Consider the following 23,253-nt stretch of genomic DNA (forward strand, 5'->3'; position numbering starts at 1 on the left):
GGCCGTCAACTTCTTATCTTGCTTCGGGGTAGAAACATGGCAGCGCGAGCACGTTACGCACAACAACAGAACAATTTCTCGCGATATAGCCTCAGTTCGGATGTGCGTCCGCTGTGCCGCGCGATTGCCGTGATGCTGGCGGCGGGGATGTCGATGCATGCGCATGCGGGCGGACTTGTGAACCTCGGTCAGACGACGCGTACTGTGGCGGGCGGTGTCGGCGGCGTTGGCGGCGGGGCCATGCCGAATCTCGGCATGACGCCGCAGCAGGCGCTGCAGGCGAGCCAGCCGTCGATCCGGAACCTCGGCCACGCCGCGCAGACGATTGCCGCGCAGATCGCCGCTCAGCAAAACGCCGCCGCGGCGGCCGCGGCGACTGGCTCGAATGTGCCGAACGGTCTCACGCCGGGCGGTCTGCAGGTCGCGCCTGGCGTGACGGCGGATACCAACAGCTCGCTGCTCTGGTACAACGCGAACGCGCCGACGCAAACCGTGGACGCCAACGGGCACGTGAACGTCGATATCCAGCAGACCGGCCAGAATGCGGTGCTGACCTGGCAGACGATGAACGTCGGGCGCCAGACCACATTGAATTTCGATCAGTCCGGCGGCACCCAGACGAACGGTGCGAACAACTGGGCGGTGCTGAACCGGATCATGGACCCGTCCGGCCTGCCGAGCCAGATTCTCGGCAGTATTACCGCGCAGGGCGCGGTGTATGTGATCAACCGCAACGGGATTCTGTTCGGCGCGGGGTCGCAGATCAATGTGCATTCGCTGGTGGCGTCGTCGTTGAATCTGCTGGATATGAGGAACGAGGCGATGCCGAGCGCCGCGGGTATCGTTGCGAGTAACCAGGAGTTTTTGAGTCTGCCGGCGGGGACGACAGGGGGGCTGGCCTTTCCTGAGTCGGGCAATTCAAGCACGGTAAACGGAAGCGGCATTACGCCGAACGAGATACTGGGTCTCGGCAACATTGCGACGACGACGGGGCCGTACCAGGCGCCGGGCGACATTACGATCGAACAGGGCGCGTCGATCACGACACACGTTAACGGCACGGTCAGCGACGGCGGCTTCGTGATGGTGGCCGCGCCGAATGTCACGAATGCCGGCAGTATCAGCGCGACCGACGGACAGGTCGTGCTGGCGGCTGGTGTCGGCGTGAGCGTCACGCCGAATGCGCAGAGCGCCAAGAATCCACAGGTGCTGTTGCCGGAGCTGAGCGGTGAGGTCGTGACATCGCAGAACGGCTCGACGTTCGACATCACGCCGGCGGGCACGCTGAACAACACCGGCATCGTGCAGGCGGCGCGTGGCAACGTGAACCTGCTGGGCAGCAGCGTTGAGCAGAACGGTGTGGTGGGCGTGACGACGAGCGTCAATACGCCCGGCACGATCACAATTTCAACTGTCGACGAATACCAGTCGAACAATCCGCTAGGCCAGGCTTACTCCGGTGCGGCGCAGGTCCTCGATACCGCAAACGGCGGCGGGCTGGATACGCACCGTGCCGGTCTGCTGAGCTTCGGTCCCGATTCGGTCACGACGGTACTTCCGGACACGGATGGGCAGACCGCAACCTCGACGCCGGGCACGACCTTCACGCCGGGCAGCATTCAGATGACGGGCGGATCGGTGTGGTTTCAGGGCGGCTCGCTGATCGAGGCGCCGGGCTCGGGCGTGACGGTGACGGCGCTGACGCCCTTGACGACAGGCGTGCGCTACACCACACCTGCGGGCGATACTGCGGTGCCGGGGCGCATCCTGCTCGACGACGGCGCCACGATCGACGTATCGGGACTCGCCAACGTCGAACTGCCGATCTCCGACATCCTGCTCACCATCCCCCTGATCGGGCAGAACGAACTGGCCGACTCGCCGCTGCTGCGGAACAGCTTCCTGAATGGCTTGAAGAACGTCGTGGTGGACAGCACGCTTTCCGGTACGCGCAGCGACGGTGTGCAGTGGGTGGGCAGTCCGCTCCTGAATCTGAGCGGCTATGTGAACGACATGCCGCGCACGATCGACCAGTTGCTGACCAATGGCGGCACGATCACGCTGTCCGGCAACGAGGTGATGACCGCGGCGGGTTCGTCGATGAACCTCAACGGCGGCTACGTGCACTACGACGGCGGCATCGTGAATACGACCCGGCTCGTCGATGCGAATGGCGTGATCGTGCCGATCGGCCAGGCGAGCCCTTTCGACACTTATGTCGGGATTGCCGGCGAATTTGTCGAGAGCCATCCGCGCTGGGGCGTGACGAATGACTGGTATAACCCGCTACTGACGGGCGGCGTTTACGAACCAGATTTCATTGTCGGCGGTAATGCGGGCACGCTCAATCTCTACGCGACCCAGACGCTGGTTCTCGACGGCGATGTCACCGCTCAGGCGTTCGGCGGCTCGAAACAGACGCAGGGCAACGCGTTGCCAGTTGGTGGCACATTCAATCTTGGCGCCGATCCGAATTCGGCTAGCGCGGGATCCCTCGTGAACCTGACCATGAACGGCCAGGGAGGTGACACCACCGGAGAACTGAGCCAGGTGATCCTGCAGAACAGCGCGCCGAATCTGGACGATCTGGCGTCGGGCTCTCCTTCCGGGTTCTCGATCGATACTCCGCTCGACACGACAGCCCTCGGCGCGTTGCCCGCCACTGATCCCAACAACGTGCTGGCGACGATCGTGGTACCTGTCGATACGCTTAATAACGGCGGATTCGCGAACCTCAATGTTACGAGCGACAAGGGCCACGGCAACGGCTTTGCCTTGACCGAGGGCACCACGCTTGCACTGCAGCCGGGAGGCTCGGTTACGCTGAATGGTGGCTTTTCTGGCAACGCCACGGTGGCCGGTCAGATCGTCATTCCGTCGGGCAAGGTGACCATATCGAGTGGTGCCGATCTTACCGTGACGTCGACCGGCCGGATCGACGCCGCCGGTCAATGGGTGAACAACGATACGCAAGCGGCGCCAGACTCGACGCCGGGTAACAGCCAGTACATCAACGGCGGCAGCATCAGCCTGACGGCAGGTAGCCATCTCGACCTGCAGGCAGGCAGCGTGCTGGACGTATCGGGCGGCGGCGAGATGCAGGCCAACGGCCAGTTGCTGATGAGTAACGGCATTCCGGAGGGCAAGGGCGGCAGCGTTTCGCTGATCGCCGATAACGTCAGTTACCTCGCGCAGATTCCGACCGATCCGTATCTCACGATGAACGGCGAGATCAGGAGCCTCGGGTTCTCGGGGGGCGGCACGCTGACGCTCGCCGCACCGGGCTTCCAGATCGGCGGAGATCCTTCGGCTGCGCCGGTATGGGATGTCACGCTGCCCGCCGATTTTTTCGAGCAGCAGGGCTTCGGCGAGTACGTGCTGAACGCGCATTACGACGCGGACGTAGCGCCCGACACGACGGTGCGGCTCACGCAGCAAAACCTGATCCCGGACGCCACCGCGCTACAACTGGCCGCCAGCGGCGCGAACCTGAGCGCCGGCGGTCTGACGACGGTGGGCACGCTCGACGCATACCATCGCCAGCCGACCGGGCTCGTGATGACGGCGGGTGATGGGGTTGCCTGGGCAGCGACGTTCCAGGGTAATGGCACACCCTTCGAGATTCCCGCCACGGTAACGGGGGCAGTAACGATCGGGCAGGGCGCATCGGTCATAGCCGATGCGGGAGCCAGTATCGGACTCGGCTCACCGGTACAGGTCACGGTGTTGGGCTCGCTGATCGCACCGGGTGGTTCGATCACCTTGAGCGCCGATCAATCTGGACCTTATCTTCAAAGCGGTCAATTTAGCGACACGGAACTTTATAATGCGCCGCCCGGGGCGGCAGGTAATGGAGTAGCCGCAGCTGATTATTTCAGCACGAGCAAATCCGTGTGGCTTGGCGCCGACGCGGTACTCGATGTCGCAGGCGTGGCGCTGACCGATCCGCTTGCATCGCCGGTGAAAAGCGGACTGACCACGTTGATACCGGACACCGGTAAGGTGCTCGCGGGCGGCTCCGTCACGATATCGAGCGACAGCGGCTATGTCGTCGCACAAACCGGCTCGCAAATCAATGTATCGGGTGCATCCGCGAATTTCGACCAGTTGCAGGCGAATGGGACCTATGCGTCGCAGCCGGTGTGGAGCAATGCCGGCTCCATTACGCTCGGCGCGGCCAACGGCCTGCTATTCGACGGCACGTTGCGCGCCCAACCCGGCGCGCCGCAGGCGGTGGGGGGCACGCTGACAATCCTGCCGGAACAGCTCGTTGGCAGCGGCATTGGGGCGACTGCCATCGTCGTGCAGCAAAGCGGTAATCTGGTCCCAGCCGGACTTGCGCCCGGTCAGGATATTACTGCGCTCGTTGGCGCGCCTGTGACGGATGGAAACGGCAATCTGACGTCCAGCCCCACATACGTGCTGCAGTTTGCCGCCGACCGCCTCACTGGATCCGGTATCTCAACTCTGGTGCTGGGAGGCGACTCGGGCGAGGCGGCGAATGTGCCGGTTGCTTTTGCGGGCGACGTGAACATTGCGGTGCCCGGCGCGGTGCAGATTATTACGAACCAGTTAGTGGCGCTCAACGCCGATCAGCTCGATCAGCTGACGCACAGCGTTATGAATGCGTCGGGCGATTACGTGATTCCGACGATCAGTTCATTGCTGAACGACGAGGCCAATTCCGCTACGTCGACTTCGATCGGCTCGACGGTGAACATCAGCGCGCCCTATGTCGAGCTGACAGGAGGCGCCCAGAGCAATGGCGCGACCAACCTGGGCACGGTTGCCGCCGCTTCTGACGCGACACTTAACGTCAACGCGTCGTTCATCGATCTGGTGAACCAGTTCCAGTTGAACAATTTCGGGCAAGCCAACTTCACGAGCAGCGGCGACATTCGCCTGACCTCGACGAACCCGGCCGACAATCAAATGGCGCTGGGCTTGCTTTACACCCCTGGCAACCTGACGTTCAAGGCAGCGGACCTGTATCCGTCGACGGGTACGAGCTTCGTTCTCGACGCGGTCGGACCGACGGACCCGTCCACCGGCCAACCCGCGCCAACGACGATTACCTTCGAGGCAAACGGTGCGTCGTCCACGCCGTTGTCCGCGGGAGGCACCCTGCTCGTCGACGCGACCAACATCGTGCAGGGCGGCACGGTCCGCGCACCGTCGGGTTCGCTCGTGTTCGGCGTGGGCGATCCGAACGACAGCGCGACGCAGCAGCAGTTCGGCAACCTGCCGCTGGTCGCGACGAATTCGGTCGCGTTCGCGAGCGGCAGTTTGACCTCAGTATCGAATGGCGACACGGTCATTCCATACGGCACGACCGTCGACGGTGTCGAATGGCAGTTCAACCCCGTCGCGGGCATCCCAGCGCCCGATCTGACAGCACCGCCCGCGAAGTACATCGGCGCGAACGGCGGCAATGTCGCGCTGAACAGCGGGGCAGTGATCGACCTGTCTGGTGGCGGCAACCTGCAGGCCGAGGAATGGGTGGCCGGCACGGGCGGCACACGCGATGTGCTGTCGCAATACAGCGTGAGCTATGCGAATAGTTCGAGCGGCGTCGCTGTACCGGTCAATGCCAACGGCGGCAACGTGTACGCGATCATTCCGGGCATGCAGTCGCCGGTGGCCGCCTACGATCCGATATTCGCGCAGACAGTACAGCCGGCGGCCACGCGTAGCGGCCCATCCACGACGACGAGTTTGCTCGGTGTCGGTCAGGCAGGCATGGGCAGCGCGATCGGACAATCGGTGTATCTGTCGGGCGTCCCTGGGCTCGCGCCTGGCTACTACACGCTGCTGCCCGGCAAATATGCGACGCTGCCCGGCGCATTCCGGGTGACGGTCTCGGGTATTGGTGGCAGCGCGGCGCCAGGTGCCAGCCAGGTCTTGCCTGACGGCACCGTAGTGACGTCGGGGTACTTCGGCAATGCGCTGACGGGCAGCCGTGACGCGACACCGACGCTGTTTGATGTGCAGTCGAACGCTGTGTGGCAGCAGTATTCGCAATACAACCTGACGGGCGCGAACAGCTTCTTTACCGCGCTGGCGGCAAGCAAAGGTAACGTGACGCCGCCGCTGCCGACGGACGGCGGCCAACTGGTGCTGGCAGCGACGCAGGCATTGACGCTCGGCGCGACGCTGAATACAGCGGCCGCGCAGGGCGGTGCGCCGGCCGAAGTGGATATCGCGTCGCAAGATATCCAGATCACTGGCAACGGCAGCGTCGTGCTGCCGGGTTATCTGCAAATCAGCGCGGACGCACTCGATTCGCTCGATGCCGGCAGTCTGCTGATCGGCGGCACGCGCACGGCGACGGCCAGCGGCATCACGATCACACCGATCGCAAATAGTGTCGTCGTCTCGAACGACAGCAATAGCGCGCTCACGGGCCCAGAAATCATGCTGGTGACGAAGACCGATTCGTCCGGCACCGATCCCGACGCGGCCAATGGTCTGCGCGTCGACGCGGGCGCAGTGATCACGGCAACGAGCGTCTATCCGGCAGCGAAGGACGTGCCGATCGCGATCACCGGCGACGGCGCGTTGCTGCGCGTATCGGACGGCACGACCGCGCCGCTGTCCCGCACCGGCAACACGGGGACGGGGCTGCTGACCGTCGGCGCGGGCGCGACGCTGTCGGGCGGTCAGTCGCTGCTGCTCGATTCGTCCGGCAATCTGACGGTGGACCCGACGGCCGTACTGTCGGCACAGGCCATTACCGCCGACGGCTCGGCCATTACCTTTACGAATGAGAGCGGCAGTGCGGCGGCCAGCCTGCCGGGCTTCGTGCTCGATTCCGCGAGCCTCGCCCAGTTCGCGAACGCGCAGCAGGTGACGCTGCGCAGCTACGGTGCGATCAACTTCGTCGGCGACGTTGACGTGACGTTCGGCAGCAGCGTGGATCTCAGCGCGGGCACTTTCGTGAGCGACGGCGGCAACGTCACGCTCAACGCGCAGCAGATCGCATTCACGAACGAAGCCGGCGCGCCGCAAAGCACCGCGACCACCGGTAGCGGCACGCTGACGGTCAACGCGAAGGAGATCGACTTCGGCACCGGCGACAAGAACGTGAGCGGCTTCGGCGCGGCAACGATGAATGCGACCGGCGGCATCGTCGGTCAGAACACAGGTACGTTCGACTTCGGCGCGCTGCCGGTCACGCTTAATGCACCGGTGTATGTCGCGGATACCGGGTCGAATGCGACCGTGAAGACCTCGGGTCTGCTGACGCTCAACAGCGCAGCAGGCACGGCGCTGAACGACACACCGGTCGGCGGCGCGATCAGCTTTATCGGCGGCACGCTGAACGACAACGGCGCGACAATCTCCGCTCCGGCGGGCAATGCGAGCCTGGAAGCAACCACCGGCGACTTGACCATCGGCGCCGGCTCGTTAGTGAGCGCCGCGGGCGTGTCGAAGCAGTTCTTCGATGTGACCGAGTACGCGCCCGCGGGCACGATCACGCTGACAGCGGATGCTGGCACGGTGAACGTGCAATCGGGTTCGACGCTCGATTTCTCCGGTGCGAGCGGTGGCGGCGCAGCCGGCGCGATGGTGCTATCGGCACCGCAGCAGGTCGTGAATCTCGATGGCACGATCAAGGGCGGCGCGGCCAGCGGCTATGCGGGCGGTTCGTTCTCGCTCGACATCGGCGGCGCGGCGGACCTGGACAGTCTGACGAACACGCTCGCGGCGAGTGGCGTGAACCAGGCGGTGGTGATCCATTCAAGGACGGGCAACCTGACGCTGTCCGCGGGCAATACATTGACCGCGCAGACGGTTTCGCTGATCGCCGACGGCGGCGCAGGCAACGCGTCGGATACGGCCAACGGCAACGTGAACGTACTCGGTACGATCGACGCGTCGGGCACGGCCGGCGGTGAGATCGACCTGTATGGCCGCAGCGGCGTCGACGTTGAAGGCACGCTGCTCGCTCGCGGCTCGGATGCGAACCAGCGCGGCGGCACGGTCAATATCGGCACAAGCGGCACGTTCGATCCGAATGAGGCGAACCCGTACAACACGGCCTACGGCTACGAGAACATCGATCCCGCGAATTCAGGCCGGATCCTGGTGGGCGCCGATGCGCTGATCGACGTGTCGGGTGGTACGGCGGGTGGTTTGTCAGGCGGCACGGTCAACTTCCGCGCGCCGCTGCTTTCCGATGGCACGGTCGACGTACAACTGCCGGGTAGTGGTTTCAATACGGGCCGTGGCATCGTAGGCTCGCGCGCGACCACGCTCGAAGCGTACGCGGTATGGAGCACGACGGACGCGACGAGCGGCGCGCAGCATTTCGACGGCATCGTCGATCCGGCGGGCTGGTACGACAGCAACGGCAATCTTCTCGGCGGCACGTTCACGAGCCAGGACGGCAGCACGACGATTACGTACACCCCGGCGAGTGGCGATACGCCAGCGAGCCTGTCGAGCGACCCCGGCGCGACGGCGGCACAGATCGCGACGGACCTCACGAATTTGCTGCAGAACGACTACTTCGCGCCGACCAACGCGAACCCTGACCATCAGACGTTCTATGGTTATACGGATGGCGACCCAACGAAGGCGCCGGGCACGCTGATGGGCTTTGTCGAGAACGGACTCAATACGGTGAACAACCCGTTCGCTGGAACGGGTATCGCGAATGCGCACATCGCGCCGGGGATCGAACTGGACAATCCGTCGTCGGCGATCAATAACGGCAATATCGAGATTCTGACGAACTGGAATCTCGGCGCGGGCACGTCGCCGACCGATCTCGCGTTCCGCTTCAACGGCCGGGCGCCGATCATCACGTTCCGCGCCGAAAACAACGTGCAGGTCAAGGCCAGCCTGACGGACGGGTTTTTCCAGATCGCCAATCCGGTTGCGGGCGGAGCGAGCATCACCGTACCGTCTTTTGAGCAGTACGGACTCTATTCCGCGGCCGAATATGCATTCAACGCGGCGGGTGGTTCCTATCCCGGCAAGGGAACATCCGGGTCCGGGCTTGCGTACTATGCATCGCAGGGGCTCATACCGGAATTCGCCGCCCTTAGCGGGACCGATCCACAGACGATGGAAGAGTATTACGCGTTGTATACGGCGTATGCGCACTTCCTCGATCAGACGTTGCCGGGCAGCGAAGCCGCCGCGTTCAATATGCCGTCCAATTTCAGCTACCTGCAATACTTCTGGTATCAGCGTGCGACCGCAACGGTAAATAGTAGGCCTCCGGCGCCATCGGCTCCGGGCACATCGGGGGCGGATCTCGCCGGCTATGCGCAGCAATATTTCGTGTATCTCAACCAGTACGCCGCCTATATACAGAATCTGGCGAATCAAGGCCCGTCAAGACCGTCTGCACTTCCGCCGCAAGCGCCGGCCATGGCAGTAAACATCGCGCCGATCAATGGGTCGAGTATTTCGTTGCCAACGCCGGTAGACAATACGCCGTCACCGACCGCCGTCGCAACGAATCCGCTGCCGTTGTCGGCGGCTTCCCTGATCGGCGGATCAAGTACGTCCTGGCGGGTAATCGCGGGAGCGGACAACGGCAGTGCCGATCCGCTGAGCTTGCAGGCAGCGTCGATTGTCCAGAACGGCACCTGCGTCGGGAGTGTGACGCTCGATGGACACACGGCCTACGTCGATCCCAACGGCCAGACGCTGCTCACGCCGACGATGATTCGAACCGGCACGGGCTTCATCGACGTCGCGGCAGGAAACGATATCGCTCTTCTCGATACCGTTGCGCCGGGCGTGATCTACACTGCGGGCGCGCCATCGGCGAATGCGCCTGCACTCGGGAATGCCGCGACGATCGTCAGAGGGCAGAACGGTGCGGACACGCTTGTATCGCCGACCGTGAATCCGGACTCGGGGGGCGACATCACGCTGCATGCGCAGGGCGATATCCAGGGAATCGAATACACGCTCACGACCGATTCGTCGGGTGGGCTCGTCGGAACTCCCGGCCAGTTCTGGGCGCCGTGGATGGAGATCGCCGCCAATCCTTCGTCGCCGCTTACAAGTACGTCAATTGATTTCGGCGCATTCGACCAGGGTGTGATGAGCGTCGGCGGAAACGTATCGGTGTCGGCCGGCGGCAATGTCTCGGATCTCGCGGTATCGCTGCCCACGACCTGGTATCTGACGAGTTCCAGTACGGGTAGTCAAACCGTCAATACGGTCGGCGGCGGAAACCTGACCGTTCATGCGGGCGGCGACATTCTCAGCGGCGACTACTTCGTCGCGAAGGGCACCGGAACGATTACCGCGGGCGGTCTGATCGGATCGGACTTGGAAGCGGTGTCCAAAATTGTCGGTGGCGGGTTGGTTCCGGCAGCGACGATACTCGCGCTGCAGGACGGAGTACTCGATGTCACTGCCCGGCAGGGAGTCGATATTGGTGCGGTACTGAATCCCTCGTACTCGAGCGGTGCCGTTACCGGAACCGGGCAGACGATAGACAGTCAGGGCTATTCGGCGACCTCCAGCGTAAGCATCCTCTCGACGACAGGCGATGTTACGTTCGGCTCGCTCGCTGGCTTGCTCACCAATGCCAGTGGAACGTTGCCCGCGAGTCTTGACCTGATCGCATTTAATGGCGGAATCAACGTGGAGTCGGGGGGGACGTTATACCCGTCGGCGGTCGGCCAATTGAACCTCGTTGCCGAGCAGTCCATCAACCTTTCCAATCTCGCCGGCACGCTGACGAACGCGTCGGTTACCAATACGATCGGCAACACCTTCGATACCGGCGAGGGTAATTCGACGAGTAACGAGTTCGGCATGTCCGACGCGGATCCATCGCAAATGCCGTCGCCGGCGCAACCTCTCGCGAATCCGCGTACGCACGACACGAGCGCATTGCATGGAGACGATACGGAGCCCGCACGAATCTATAGTGCGAACGGCAGTATCGTGGACGGAACGCTTGCGAGTTCAGGCTTCTACAACAACCTGGTCACCGTATCGATCGACAAACCGGCGCTGATCCAGGCGGGTCAGGACATCGTCAATCTCGCGTTCAATGGGCAGAATCTCAGCAGTTCGGACGTTACGCGGATCCTGGCCGGGCGCGACATTTATGACACACCGGTGCCGAACACCGGGGGCGGGGCCGCCCCTGTTCTGACGCTGGGCGGTCCCGGTACGTTCGACGTCGAAGCGGGGCGCAACATCGGCCCGCTCACCAGCCAGCAGCAGCTATTCGACGCTCACGTGACCGGGACGTCCACCAATGTCCTGACCGGTATCGATGCGGTCGGGAATAGCAACAATCCGAACCTGCCGCACGAAAGCGCAAATATCAATGTGCTGTTCGGCGTCGGGCCGGGGATCGACCTCGCAACCTTCGAGTCTGACTATATCGCGCCAGGTAGCGCGGTGACGGGCGTTCCCAGTACGACGCCTGCGCTGATTGCTTTTATGGAGCAATACGACGCGGGGCTGGGTGTTGATACGGGCCTTCAGTCCGATCAAACCGCTGCCCGGAACAAAGTGGGCACCCTCACTGCCGCGCAAGCGTGGACGCAGTTTCAGGCCTTACCCTCGTATGTCCGGCAACTCTTCGCCGAACAGGTGCTGTTCAACGTGCTGACTCAGGTCGGCGAGGACTATAACAACGCCGCCAGCCCGTATTTTCAGCAGTATGCACGCGGTTATCAGGCGATCAACACGCTGTTCCCGGCCTCGTTCGGCTACACGGCGAACAATCTGGACGGGGGCACCAACGGCGCAAATCAGCTCGCGAGTACGGGGAATCTCGATATCCGCAGCACGACGATCCAGACGCAGCAGGGCGGTAACGTGTCGATCCTCGGGCCGGGTGGACAGGCGCTGGTCGGCAGCACGACCGCACCGCCGGCGATCGTCGACAGCGACGGCAACGTGGTTGCGGGTCCCGGCACGATGGGTATCCTGACGCTCGAGAAAGGCGACATCGATATTTTCACGGACCAGAGCGTGCTCCTTGCCCAAAGCCGGATCTTTACGGAGCAGGGCGGCGACATGACGATCTGGAGCTCGAACGGCGACATCAACGCGGGCAAGGGGGCGAAGACGTCGGCGGACACACCGGCGCCGCAGTACGTGTGCGATCCGAACCATTACTGCACGGTCGATGCACGCGGTGAAGTAACTGGTGCCGGCATTGCGACGCTGCAGAGCATCCCAGGCGTGCCGCTGGGTACGATCAATCTGATCGCCCCACGAGGGACCGTCGACGCAGGCGATGCGGGTATTCGTGCCGGCAACCTGAACGTCGCCGCGCTGCAGGTGCTCAACGCGGACAACATTCAGGTGACGGGCAAGGCGACGGGCATTCCGGTGGTGCAGGCGGTCAACACCGGCGCGTTGACCGCCGCGAGTTCGGCGGCATCGGCTGCGAGCCAGATGGCGCAGGACATCGTCAAGAACAATGCATCCGGTGTCGGGCCGCGCCGATGGGTGATTTCCGTGCAGGTGGAGGGCTTTGGAGATGCCGGAAGCGATGGCGATCCGAAGAAGAAACGCGGCGTGGAGCGAGTGGGTTATGACAGTTCCAGTGCTGTTTCGATTCTGGGCTTTGGTTCGGTCGGGCCGGCACAGCGATCCGCGCTTGATGCCGATGAGCGCGAGCGGTTGGGCAGAATGTGATTGCGCTGCCGGCGGGCAATAGGAGCTCGATGAACCGCGGATGAAAAAGCGGCGCGCCCGGTGATGTCTCGGGTGCGCCGCCGACACTACAAACTGATTTCAGCGTCTCGAAATATTAGCGACCCTTGCCGCCGCAAACCGTCGAATTGTTGATGTTCAGGTGGGCTTTGTTGCCCACGACGAAAACGTCGACGATGTGGGTCGTGAAGACTGTCGGGAGCGTAGCGAAGCCATAGCCTTGCGCGAGCGAGATGAACGAGGCATCGGTGTAGTGATCGTTCAGGAAGTCGTACATCGCTTGACCGACGGTCGCATCCCTATAGCACTGGCTCAGGATTATCTGGCTCGTACCTGAAATCGGATAGCCGGCGGTCGGATTGGCGAGCGCCGTATAGGCGGAGCCGGACGTCGGGCCCCATTGCGTCTGGTCAGCCGGATTCGATGTCAAGATCATGCCGCCGCTGACTGCGGCGCTCGCGTTCGCAGCCGTCGGCGCGACGATCGGGGCGCCTGAGGCGGCCGAGTTCTGCAAGCTTGCGACCGACAGTTGGACCGCGCCGCTCGACGTCACCACCGCGCTCTTCGGTGCGAGGAACGTGTTCGTGTAGTCCGGGCCCAGGTAGGCGACCAGCGCCGTCGTTGCTGAAGTCAGCGCATGACGTACACCGGCGCTGTTGCTAACGCCGACGAAGCTCGTCGGGACGGTTTTACCCGGGAACGAATCCCCGAGCGCCAGCGAATCAACGAACGTCACGCCCGCCTTCGTCGTGTTGGCAGCTAACAACGGGCATACGGCGGCCAGGTGGCGGGTCAGCAGTTCGTTCGTGCCACTGGCGTCGGCACGGTAGACCACCGTGATTGCCGAGTTCAACCCATACGTTGCGCCCGTTTCGGGGTTCGTGACCTGGTTCCAGTTGGTGAAGTTGCCGGAGAAGATGCCGCACAGGTCCGCGTCATTCAGCGCAATGCTATGCAACTGGTTCGGATTCGTTTGCGGCGTCGTCGTGCTGGTGACGGTCGGGCCATTCGCGAGCGAAATCGTGACCGGCGTAATGAGGTACGGAATCTGGATCAGCGGACCGTCCGTGGCGGTACGCGTGTAGCCGGTGATCTGAGCGGTCGTCAGTGCGGCATCGCTGTTGGCGAAGTCGACCGTGCCGGTGACGCCAGCGCCGAACGATGCCGGCAGGTTGTTCAGGAACGCGGTCTGGCCTGCGCCCGAATCGACCGAGTAATACGTGAGCGTTGCTTCGCTGGTGCCGAAGATGCCGATTTCATTTGACGTGGTGGCGGCTCCGAACCCGTCGATTAGCGGACCGACGAGCGACGAACCGCCGCCTTGAACGAGCGGGCCGGCCATCGCGGCCGATGCGCCCATGCTCGCGATGACGACAGTCAAGGCCTGACAGATCTTGAGTTTGCTGGATTTTATGAGCATTTAATTTCTTGACGAAGATGAAAAGGAGATATGTACGCCAGCCAACTGGGTTGTACTGGCCGTCAAATGAAAAAAGCGGCGCACCCCACCGCATCTCGGGGTGCGCCGCCGGCACTACCAGCTGACTTCAGCGTATCGAGGTATTAGCGGCCCTTGCCGCTGCAAATCGTCGAATTGTTGATGTTCAGGTTGGCTTTGGTGCCCACGAGGAAGTCGCTGACGACCGCGGTGGTGAAGGCCGACGGGAGCGTATTGAAGCCATTGCCTTGAACGACCGAGATGAACGAGGCGCTGGTGAAGTGATCGTTCAGGAAGTCGTGCATTGCCTGACCAACGGTCGCATCCTTATAGCACTGGCTCAGGATGATCTGGCTCGTACCCGAAATCGGATAACCGGCGGTCGGATTGGCGAGCGCCGTATAGGCGGAGCCGGACGTCGGGACCCATTGCGTCTGGTCAGCCGGATTCGTCGGCAACGTCATGGTGGCGACCGCGGCGCTAGCGTTCGCGGCCGTCGGCGCGACGATCGGGGCGCCCGTGGCGGCCGAGTTCTGCAAGCTTGCGACCGACAGTTGGACCGCGCCGGTCGTCGTCACGACCGTGCTCTTCGGTGCGAGGAACGTGTTCGTGTAGTCCGGGCTCAGGTAGGCGACGAGCGCCGGTGCGCCCGACGACGTCGAGATTGCCGCCAGCAGCGCATTACGTACACCGGCGCTGTTGCTAACGCCGACGAAGCTCGTCGGGACAGTGTGACCCGGGAACGAATCGCCGAGCGCCAGCGAATCAACGAACGTCACGCCCGTTTTCGTCGTGGTGGGAGTTACGTTGGGGCAAACGTTGGCCAGGTGGCGGGTCAGCAGTTCGTTCGTGCCGCTGGCGTCGGTGCGGTAGACGACCGTGATCGTGCTCGCCGCGTACTTCGCGCCGGTTTCAGGGTTCGTGACCTGGTTCCAGTTGGTGAAGTTGCCGGAGAAGATGCCGCACAGATCCGCGTCATTCAGCGCAATACTATGCGACTGGTTCGGATTCGTTTGCGGCGTCGTCGTGCTGGTGACGGCCGGGCCATTCGCGAGCGAAATCGTGATCGGCGTAACGATGTACGGAATCTGGATCAGCGGGCCGTCCGTGGCGGTACGCGTGTAGCCGGTGATCTGAGCGGTCGTCAGTGCAGCATCGCTGTTGGCGAAGTCGACTGTGCCGGTGACGCCAGCGCCGAACGATGCCGGCAGGTTGTTCAGGAACGCGGTCTGGCCTGCGCCCGAGCCAACCGAGTAATACGTGAGCGTTGCTTCGGTGGTGCCGAACAGGCCGATTTCATTCAGCGTGCTGGCCGTCAGGCCGATCGTCGGAGCGACGAGCGACGAGCCGCCACCTTGAACGAGCGGGCCGGCCATCGCGGCCGATGCGCCCATGGCGGAGATAAGGAGAGCTAGGGCCTGGCAAATCTTGCGTTGGTTGGATTTCACGAGAATTCCTTAGGACGAAGATAAAAAGGGAAACCTGCTTTCGCGCCCAGCGGAAGGGTAGTGCCGGGCGCCAAATCACTTTAGAGCAAAATCTGGAAATAACTCGTGAAATTTTTATAGCAAATGGTCCGTAACTTTTTGGAAGATTTGATAAGCATATTTCAATTCGGATGCATGTTGAAATTAATGGCATTTTTTGTAATTAGCATAGCTCTGTCCGTTATATGGGAAAGGACGGTTGCCACATAAAGGGGCATTGGGAGAAAGACGGTCGCGAAACAGAGAGCATGGGGCCAACGACCATTGCGCAAGACGCTTATCTGGCAAGGCTGTGCGGCATTATCACGCCGGCGCACCGCCGACACGCCGCCGTCATAAGTCAATCCGTTAACTCCTCAAAACGGCATTTTCATGTCGAATGTTACGGACTATTTTGCACGCACAAAAATGTCCGTAACACTCGCCACGAAAACTTCAAATAATCAAATTTTCGAAATAACGAAAACCACAATTAAATTAATTGTGACGCAATCACGAATATCCGATGCGATCCATGTTTCAACTATGTCCAATGAATAAAGCATTAGACCTTTCATAAAAATAAGCACAAAAAGGTAGCCCAACATCCGTCACAATTCTGAGCCACTTCATTGCTTAGTCTTTGCCGGGCGAATTCGTCCGGCCCGCTGCTTCGAAGTGCCGGTGACCCAACAACATACGTGACCTTACGGGGTGTGTTATGGACCATCGATGCGCAGCAGCGTGTGTTCGTCATAGCGTGCCCGTTGTCCCGGCATCGCAATCAGGTCTATGACACGTACTCGTCTTTCGCACTCCCTGCCTGTCGTTCGTTGCGTGGCCCGTTGCATGGCATTTGCCACTGCACTCACCGTCACGCAGATCGCCGGCGCGCAGGTCAATCTCAGTTTCTCGAATGCCGACATCAGCGAGGTCGCGAAAGCGATCGGCACCGCGACGGACACGACGATCATCGTCGATCCGCGTGTGAAGGGGCAGCTGAACCTCACGTCGGATAACTCGGTGAGCAAGGAGCGTGCGCTGAAAACGCTCGAGGCGGCGCTGCGCATGCAGGGCTTCGCGCTCGTGCGCGATCACGGCATTCTGAAGGTGCTGCCCGAAGCCGACGCGAAGCTGCAGGGCGTGCCGACCTATGTCGGCAACGCGCCGGTTGCGCGCGGCGATCATGTGATCACGCAGGTGTTCCGGCTCCGAAACGAATCGGCCACCAATCTGCTGCCGGTGCTGAAGCCGCTCGTCAGTCCGAACAATGCGATCGCCGCCTACGCGAACGACAACACGCTGATCGTGACCGACTACGCGGACAACGTGCGTCGCATCGCGGACATCATCGCCGGCGTCGACGGCAGCGCATCGCGCAACTTCGCGATCGTGCCGCTCAATCACGAAAGCGCGATCGACCTCGCGCCGATCGTGCAGAAGATGCTGGACCCGAGCGGCGTCGGCAATACCGATTCGACGTTGAAGGTCTCGGTCACGCCGGACCCGCGACTCAACACGCTATTGCTGCGCGCCACCGATCCCGGCCGCGTCGCCGATGCGCGCGCCATCATCGCGCAACTCGACGCGCCGACGCGCGTGCCGGGCAACATGCACGTCGTGCGTCTGCAATACGCCGATGCGACCGATCTCGCGAAAGTACTGCGCGGCATGCTGGGACTCGCGACCGATACGTCCAGCTCCAGCGACAAGTCCTCGTTTAAAAGTTTCGAGGACGGCAACGGCTCGAAGAGCGGCAGCGGCAGTGGTACTGGCAGCAGCAGCGGCACGGGCACCAACTCGTCGACGGGAACACCCGGTGAGCCGCCGCTGCCTGGCGGCGCCGACAGTTCGTATGGTGGGAGCGCGAGCGGCGGCGCGGCGGGATCGAAGGGCGGATTGATCGGCAGCGCGAGTGGTGGCGACAACGCCGAGAGCGGCATGATCCAGCCCGATCCGGCGACGAACTCGCTCGTCATCACCGCGCCCGAACCGGTCTACCAGAACCTGCGCAATGTGATCGACCGGCTCGACGTGCGGCGCGAGCAGGTCTATCTGGAAGCGATGATCGTCGAAATGAGCGCGACGTCCGCCGCCAATCTCGGCGTGCAATGGCAGGGCGCGTTGCAGTCGAACGGCGGCAATAACGCGCTGTACGGCAGCACGAACTTCGGCACATCGACGAGCCAGAGCATCGTCGATCTCACCGCGCAGGGCCAGAATCTTGGCCAGACTCTCGCGTCGACGACCGCGACAACACTGCTGAACAACGGCATCAATATCGGTCTGCTGCATAAGTTCGGCAATATCTTCGGGCTCGGCGCGTTGGTGCAGGCGCTCGCAACCACCACCAACGCGACCATCCTGTCGTCGCCGAATCTGATCACGCTCGATAACGCGGAGGCGCGCATCGTCGTCGGTTCGAACGTGCCGGTGCAGACCGGTTCGTATTCGACGGCGTCCGCGGTGTCGAACACCGGCGTCAGTGCGTTCAACACGTTCGATCGCGAGGATGTCGGCATCGTGTTGCACGTCAAGCCGCAAATTGTGAAGGGCGGTGTGATCAAGCTGCAGATCTATTCGGAAGACTCGTCCGTCGATCCCACGTCGATCAATAATCCGGGCGGCGTGACGATCACCAAGCGCTCGGTCCAGTCGACCGTGCTCACCGACGATGGCGAAATTCTGGTGCTCGGCGGGCTGATTCAGGACAACTATTCCGACGGCAACAACAAGGTGCCGCTGCTTGGCGATATTCCGTGGATCGGCTCGCTGTTCCGCGCGGAGAACAAGAACCGCACCAAAACCAATGTGATGGTGTTTCTGCGCCCGGTCGTCCTGCATGACGGCGAGACGGCCGCGAGCCTGTCGGAGAACCGCTACGACGAACTGCAGCAACAGATGCACGATGGCAAGACCGATAACCGCATCGTGCGCGACAAGGATGTGCCGGTGCTGCCGCCGCGCGCGCCTGGGCCGGCAGATGGCGTTGCGCCGGCAAGCGGCGTGTTCGACCTGCAACGGATGCGGCGCGAGCCGGCTGCGGGGGCCGCGACGGGCTCGATTACCGGGTCGGTCTCCGCGGTGCCCGAGGGCACGGTGCCGCCGGCCGGTTCGATGTCCGCAACGGGTGGCAATGCCGCGGCTTCATCGATGCCGGTGCCGCAGCCTTCCGGCAGCTCATCAGCCGAACCGGCGACCGTACCTTCATCCAATCCGATCAGGACGCAGCCATGAACGCGGACGTCGCCATCGCGATGCCGGCCGTCGAACCGCAGCATTCAGCACCGGTGTCGCGCAGCACACCGGATTTGCGGCTGCCGTATGCATTCGCACGCAACGGACAGATCCTGATCGTCGACGAGCAGAGCACCGAACAGATAGGACAGACAGGCCTGCCATCGGTCTGGATCAGCGAGCGCACGCCGGCGAGTTCGATCGCGGAAGTCGCGCGTCATCTGGGCCCGTTCGCGCTGGTGTGCAAACCCGCCGACGAACTCGCGCAGGCGATCAACACCGCGTACGCGCGCCAGGATGGCAGCGCGGCGCAGGTGGTCGGCGAAGTGGAAGGTGAAGTCGATCTGTCGCGTCTGATGCAGGACATCCCCGAGGTCGAGGATCTGCTCGAATCGGAAGACGATGCGCCGATCATCCGCATGATCAACGCGCTGCTCACACAAGCGGCGCGCGAGCAGGCGTCGGATATCCATATCGAGCCGTTCGAGAATGCGTCGGTCGTTCGCTTTCGTGTCGACGGCACGTTGCGTGATGTCGTGCGGCCGAAAAAAGCACTGCATGGCGCGCTGATCTCGCGGATCAAGATCATGGCGCAGCTCGATATCGCGGAGAAACGTCTGCCGCAGGATGGTCGTATCACGCTGCGCGTCGGCGGCCGTCCGGTCGACGTGCGGGTGTCGACACTGCCGACCGGTCACGGCGAGCGCGCGGTGCTGCGTCTGCTTGAAAAGGACGCCGCGCGTTTGAATCTCGAAGCACTCGGCATGGGCGCCGACACGCTCGGCAAATTCGACAAGCTGATCGGCAAGCCGCACGGCATTGTGCTCGTCACAGGCCCGACCGGTTCCGGTAAAACCACCACGCTGTATGCGTCGATGTCGCGGCTCGAAACGGCGACCACCAACATCATGACGGTCGAAGATCCGATCGAATACGACCTGTCGGGCATCGGCCAGACCCAGGTCAACGAGCGGATCGGCATGACCTTCGCGCGCGCACTGCGCTCGATTCTGCGTCAGGACCCGGACGTGATCATGATCGGCGAAATCCGCGACCTCGAAACCGCGCAGATCGCGGTGCAGGCCTCGCTGACCGGTCACCTGGTGCTCGCAACGCTGCACACGAACGATGCGGCCTCGGCAGTTACGCGTCTGACCGATATGGGTGTCGAGCCGTATCTGCTCGCGTCATCGTTGCTTGGCGTGCTCGCGCAGCGGCTGGTGCGGCGTCTGTGTCCGCACTGCAAGGAAGAACGTACCGAGGAAGACGGCCGCAAGCGCTGGCATCCGGTCGGCTGCGATCGCTGCGGTCATTCCGGTTATGCAGGACGTCGCGGTGTCTACGAACTGCTGATCGTCGACGATGCAATCCGCGCGCTGATCCACCGCAATGCCGCCGATGCGGAAATCCTCGCGACAGGATGTGCGAACGGCATGCGCACGTTGCATGACGACGCTGAACGGTGGCTCGCGACGGGCCTCACGTCGCTCGAAGAGGTGTTGCGCGTAACAGGAGGACATTGATATGTCGGCATTCCGGTACGAAGCGATTGATCCTGCAGGCAAGACCCTGCGTGGCGTGCTCGAAGCGGACAGTGCCCGCGCCGGGCGTGGCCAGTTGCGCGCGCAAGGGCTTACGCCGATGGTGGTGGAACTGGCGGCGTCGCGCCTGAATGGCGAGCGCAGCCAGCGGCTCGCGCTGGGCCGCAAGCTGTCGCAGCGCGAGCAGGCCATTCTGACGCGGCAGCTTGCGAGTCTGCTGATTGCGGGGCTGCCGCTCGACGAGACGCTGTCGGTGCTCAGCGAGCAGGCCGAGCGCGACTATGTGCGCGAGTTGACCGCGTCGATTCGCGGCGAGGTGGTCGGCGGCCATTCGTTCGCGAATGCGCTTGCGCAGCATCCGCGAGATTTTCCGGACATCTATCGCGCGCTCGTCGCGGCCGGCGAGCATACCGGCAAGCTCGGTCTCGTGTTGTCGCGGCTCGCCGACTATATCGAACAGAGCAACGGGCTCAGGCAGAAGATCGTGCTGGCGTTCACGTATCCGATCGTCGTCACGTTCATCGCGCTCGGCATCGTCACGTTCCTGTTGAGCTATGTGGTGCCGCAGGTCGCGAACGTGTTCACGAGCACCAAGCAGCAACTGCCGTTTCTGACCGTGATGATGCTTGCGCTGTCGGACTACGTGCGTCACTGGTGGTGGGCGACGTTGATCGCAATCGGTGCGCTGGTCTATCTGGTGCGCTCGGTGCTGAAACAGCCCGGACCGCGTCTCGCCTTCGATACCTGGATACTCACCACGCCGCTAGCCGGCCGGCTCGTACGCGGCTACAACACCGTGCGTTTCGCGAGCACGCTCGGCATTCTGACGGCCGCCGGCGTGCCGATTCTGCGCGCGCTGCAGGCGGCGGGCGAAACGCTCAGCAATCGCGCGATGCTCGGCAAGGTGGAGGACGCGATCGTGCGGGTGCGCGAAGGCTCGGCGCTGTCGCGCGCGCTCGGCAATACGAAGACCTTTCCGCCGGTGCTCGTGCATCTGATCCGCTCGGGCGAAGCAACCGGCGACGTGACGACGATGCTCGACCGCGCCTCCGAAGGCGAGTCGCGCGAACTCGAACGGCGCACGATGTTCCTGACCAGTCTGCTCGAACCGCTGCTGATTCTGGCGATGGGCGGCATCGTGCTGGTGATCGTGCTGGCGGTGATGATGCCGATCATCGACCTGAACAACATGGTGCAGTGAGCGGCGCGGCAGGTGGCGAATAAGTTGGCGAATCAGTTAGCGCTTCAAGTAGCGCGTTAAGTAGCACATCGTGCAGCGCGCGCGTCAGCGCACATAGGCGTTCGGGTTCTGAGCGGCTGGCAGCGCGATTTCGCGGCGCAGGCCGTGGCGTTCGACGACGATCGACTTCGGATGGATTTCAGCGAGCGTCATGTCGTTGTTGAACGTGCCGCCGACGTGAATGACACGCGCGGCATCGCCGCCGACGCTGACGATTGCCGCGGCATGACGCGGATCGAAGGACAGGATGCCGAGCAGTTGGACCGCGTTGTTTTGCGCGCTCTCGGGGCTGGCGCCAAAGAGGTTCGCGCCGGCCGCGCCATCGAGCGGCGCGCGCGGTGCGGTGGCAACGGCGGCGGAAGGTTGCGGGGCGCTCAGCGAACGGGCCGACCACAACGCGGCGGCGAGCAGCGCGGCGGCGGCCACCGTCGCAAGAGCGGGAACGGGGGCAATCCGGGTCGAGAGGCTGCGAAGCATGGTGGGTGTCCTTGAGTTGAGACATGAGCTGAAACGGCTGCCGTCGATATGTGGACCGTCCGCTGAACAGAAGACCGAGACGATCGAAACGAACGAGCCGAACGACAAAAGCAACACAACGTGCTGACATTTTTTGACGCGAGGGTGAACGCATGATGACGACGTTTATGAATCCCGCCCAGCCCCGCTACATAGCGCGGCGCAACGCAGAGGCGCAAAGCGGCAAACGAGACAGCAAGCGGTACGGCAAACGCGACGGCCAGCGCGGCTTCACGCTGATCGAGATCATGGTCGTGATCGCGATCCTCGGTATTCTCGCCGCGCTGATCGTGCCGAAGATCATGAGCCGTCCGGATGAAGCACGCCGGGTCGCGGCCAAACAGGACATCGGCTCGATCATGCAGGCGATGAACCTGTACCGCCTCGACAACGGCCGCTATCCGACCCAGGACCAGGGCCTGCGCGCGCTCGTCGAAAAGCCCGCCACGGACCCGGTGCCGAACAACTGGAAGGACGGCGGTTATCTCGAACGGCTGCCGGTCGATCCATGGGGCAATCCGTATCAGTATCTGAGCCCGGGCACGCATGGCGACATCGACATCTTCAGCTTCGGAGCGGACGGCAAGGCCGGCGGGGAGGCGAACGATGCGGACATCGGTTCCTGGCAGTAAGCGCGTGCTCCGCGCCGCACGCGCGGCAGCACCGCCGCCGAGTCATGGCCGGCGGCAGGCCGGCTTTACGCTGCTCGAAATGATGGTCGTGATGCTGATCGTCGGTCTGCTGGTGGCGGTCGTGTCGCTCGCGCCGGCACGTAACCGCCGCACCGATCTGTCCGAGGAGGCGCAGCGGCTTGCGTCGCTGCTGGAGTCGGCCGGCGACGAAGCCGAAGTGCGTTCGGTGCCGATCGCATGGCAACCGGTCGACGGCGGCTACCGGTTTTATCAGCAGGCCGATAACGGCGCGTGGACACCGCTTGGCGGCGACGTTTTTCGTGCGCATCAGTGGGCGGTGGACGTGACCGACGTATCGATCCGTTACCAGGGCAGCGACAAGGAGGCGAAGCGCGTGGTATTCGGCGACGAAAGCATCGATGTGCCCGTCAGGATCACGCTGGTCTCGGGTGGTGTGCGGCTGCAGGTCGTCGGCACCGGTATCGGCAACTTCGTCGTGAAACGGCCATGAACGCCTACGAGCCTGCGA

At 63.0% G+C, this 23,253-nt stretch carries 9 protein-coding genes; 6 read left to right on the forward strand and 3 right to left on the reverse strand.

Annotated elements, in window-relative coordinates:
* The first annotated feature begins 36 nt into the window (after nucleotides 1-36).
* The gene (locus L0U82_RS23070; protein WP_233834827.1) at nucleotides 37-12,636 is read left to right on the forward strand and encodes a filamentous haemagglutinin family protein; all 12,600 of its coding nucleotides are present in this window, start codon (nucleotides 37-39) and stop codon (nucleotides 12,634-12,636) included.
* A 115-nt stretch (nucleotides 12,637-12,751) separates the two neighbouring features.
* On the opposite strand, the gene L0U82_RS23075 is transcribed toward L0U82_RS23070, so the two are convergent.
* Together L0U82_RS23075 and L0U82_RS23080 are read right to left on the reverse strand one after the other, a co-directional pair.
* A complete protein-coding gene (locus L0U82_RS23075; protein ID WP_267929671.1) occupies nucleotides 12,752-14,074 on the reverse strand; it encodes a substrate-binding domain-containing protein in 1,323 nt (440 codons plus the stop codon).
* Nucleotides 14,075-14,217: 143 nt separating this feature from the next.
* Nucleotides 14,218-15,540: a substrate-binding domain-containing protein gene (locus L0U82_RS23080; RefSeq protein ID WP_233834828.1), complete on the reverse strand. Its 1,323-nt coding sequence runs from the start codon at nucleotides 15,538-15,540 to the stop codon at nucleotides 14,218-14,220.
* Nucleotides 15,541-16,350: 810 nt separating this feature from the next.
* On the opposite strand from L0U82_RS23080, the gene gspD reads away from it, so the two are divergent.
* Genes gspD through gspF form a run of 3 tightly spaced genes read left to right on the forward strand, consistent with a single transcriptional unit; the run spans nucleotide 16,351 to nucleotide 21,537 of the window.
* A complete protein-coding gene (gene gspD / locus L0U82_RS23085) occupies nucleotides 16,351-18,795 on the forward strand; it encodes a type II secretion system secretin GspD (RefSeq protein WP_233834830.1) in 2,445 nt (814 codons plus the stop codon).
* 20 nt (nucleotides 18,796-18,815) lie between these two features.
* Nucleotides 18,816-20,318 carry a type II secretion system ATPase GspE gene (gspE, locus tag L0U82_RS23090; protein ID WP_233837461.1) on the forward strand — a complete coding sequence of 501 codons (1,503 nt, stop codon included), beginning with the start codon at nucleotides 18,816-18,818 and terminating at the stop codon, nucleotides 20,316-20,318.
* 1 nt (nucleotide 20,319) lies between these two features.
* The gene (gene gspF / locus L0U82_RS23095; protein ID WP_233834832.1) at nucleotides 20,320-21,537 is read left to right on the forward strand and encodes a type II secretion system inner membrane protein GspF; all 1,218 of its coding nucleotides are present in this window, start codon (nucleotides 20,320-20,322) and stop codon (nucleotides 21,535-21,537) included.
* An 84-nt stretch (nucleotides 21,538-21,621) separates the two neighbouring features.
* On the opposite strand, the gene L0U82_RS23100 is transcribed toward gspF, so the two are convergent.
* Nucleotides 21,622-22,053 carry a type II secretion system protein N gene (locus L0U82_RS23100; RefSeq protein ID WP_233834834.1) on the reverse strand — a complete coding sequence of 144 codons (432 nt, stop codon included), beginning with the start codon at nucleotides 22,051-22,053 and terminating at the stop codon, nucleotides 21,622-21,624.
* A gap of 287 nt (nucleotides 22,054-22,340) precedes the next feature.
* Between L0U82_RS23100 and gspG the strand changes: the two genes are divergently transcribed.
* Complete coding sequence (gspG, locus tag L0U82_RS23105) at nucleotides 22,341-22,724, forward strand: type II secretion system major pseudopilin GspG (RefSeq protein WP_233837462.1); 384 nt, start codon at nucleotides 22,341-22,343, stop codon at nucleotides 22,722-22,724.
* On the forward strand, nucleotides 22,699-23,235 hold the full coding sequence (locus L0U82_RS23110) for a GspH/FimT family pseudopilin (protein WP_442793653.1): 537 nt from the start codon (nucleotides 22,699-22,701) through the stop codon (nucleotides 23,233-23,235). The genes gspG and L0U82_RS23110 overlap by 26 nt, the downstream gene beginning before the upstream one ends.
* The last annotated feature ends 18 nt before the right edge of the window (nucleotides 23,236-23,253 follow it).

This window comes from Paraburkholderia sp. ZP32-5 (assembly GCF_021390495.1).
In the GTDB taxonomy this organism is placed as follows: domain Bacteria; phylum Pseudomonadota; class Gammaproteobacteria; order Burkholderiales; family Burkholderiaceae; genus Paraburkholderia.

Bases quoted from the DNA above. Each gene is read 5' to 3' on its own strand.
- L0U82_RS23070 (WP_233834827.1), top strand. From the start codon at position 37: ATGGCAGCGCGAGCACGTTACGCACAACAACAGAACAATTTCTCGCGA.
- L0U82_RS23075 (WP_267929671.1), bottom strand. From the start codon at position 14,074: ATGCTCATAAAATCCAGCAAACTCAAGATCTGTCAGGCCTTGACTGTC.
- gspD (WP_233834830.1), top strand. From the start codon at position 16,351: ATGACACGTACTCGTCTTTCGCACTCCCTGCCTGTCGTTCGTTGCGTG.
- gspE (WP_233837461.1), top strand. From the start codon at position 18,816: ATGCCGGCCGTCGAACCGCAGCATTCAGCACCGGTGTCGCGCAGCACA.
- gspF (WP_233834832.1), top strand. From the start codon at position 20,320: ATGTCGGCATTCCGGTACGAAGCGATTGATCCTGCAGGCAAGACCCTG.
- L0U82_RS23100 (WP_233834834.1), bottom strand. From the start codon at position 22,053: ATGCTTCGCAGCCTCTCGACCCGGATTGCCCCCGTTCCCGCTCTTGCG.
- gspG (WP_233837462.1), top strand. From the start codon at position 22,341: ATGGTCGTGATCGCGATCCTCGGTATTCTCGCCGCGCTGATCGTGCCG.
- L0U82_RS23110 (WP_442793653.1), top strand. From the start codon at position 22,699: ATGCGGACATCGGTTCCTGGCAGTAAGCGCGTGCTCCGCGCCGCACGC.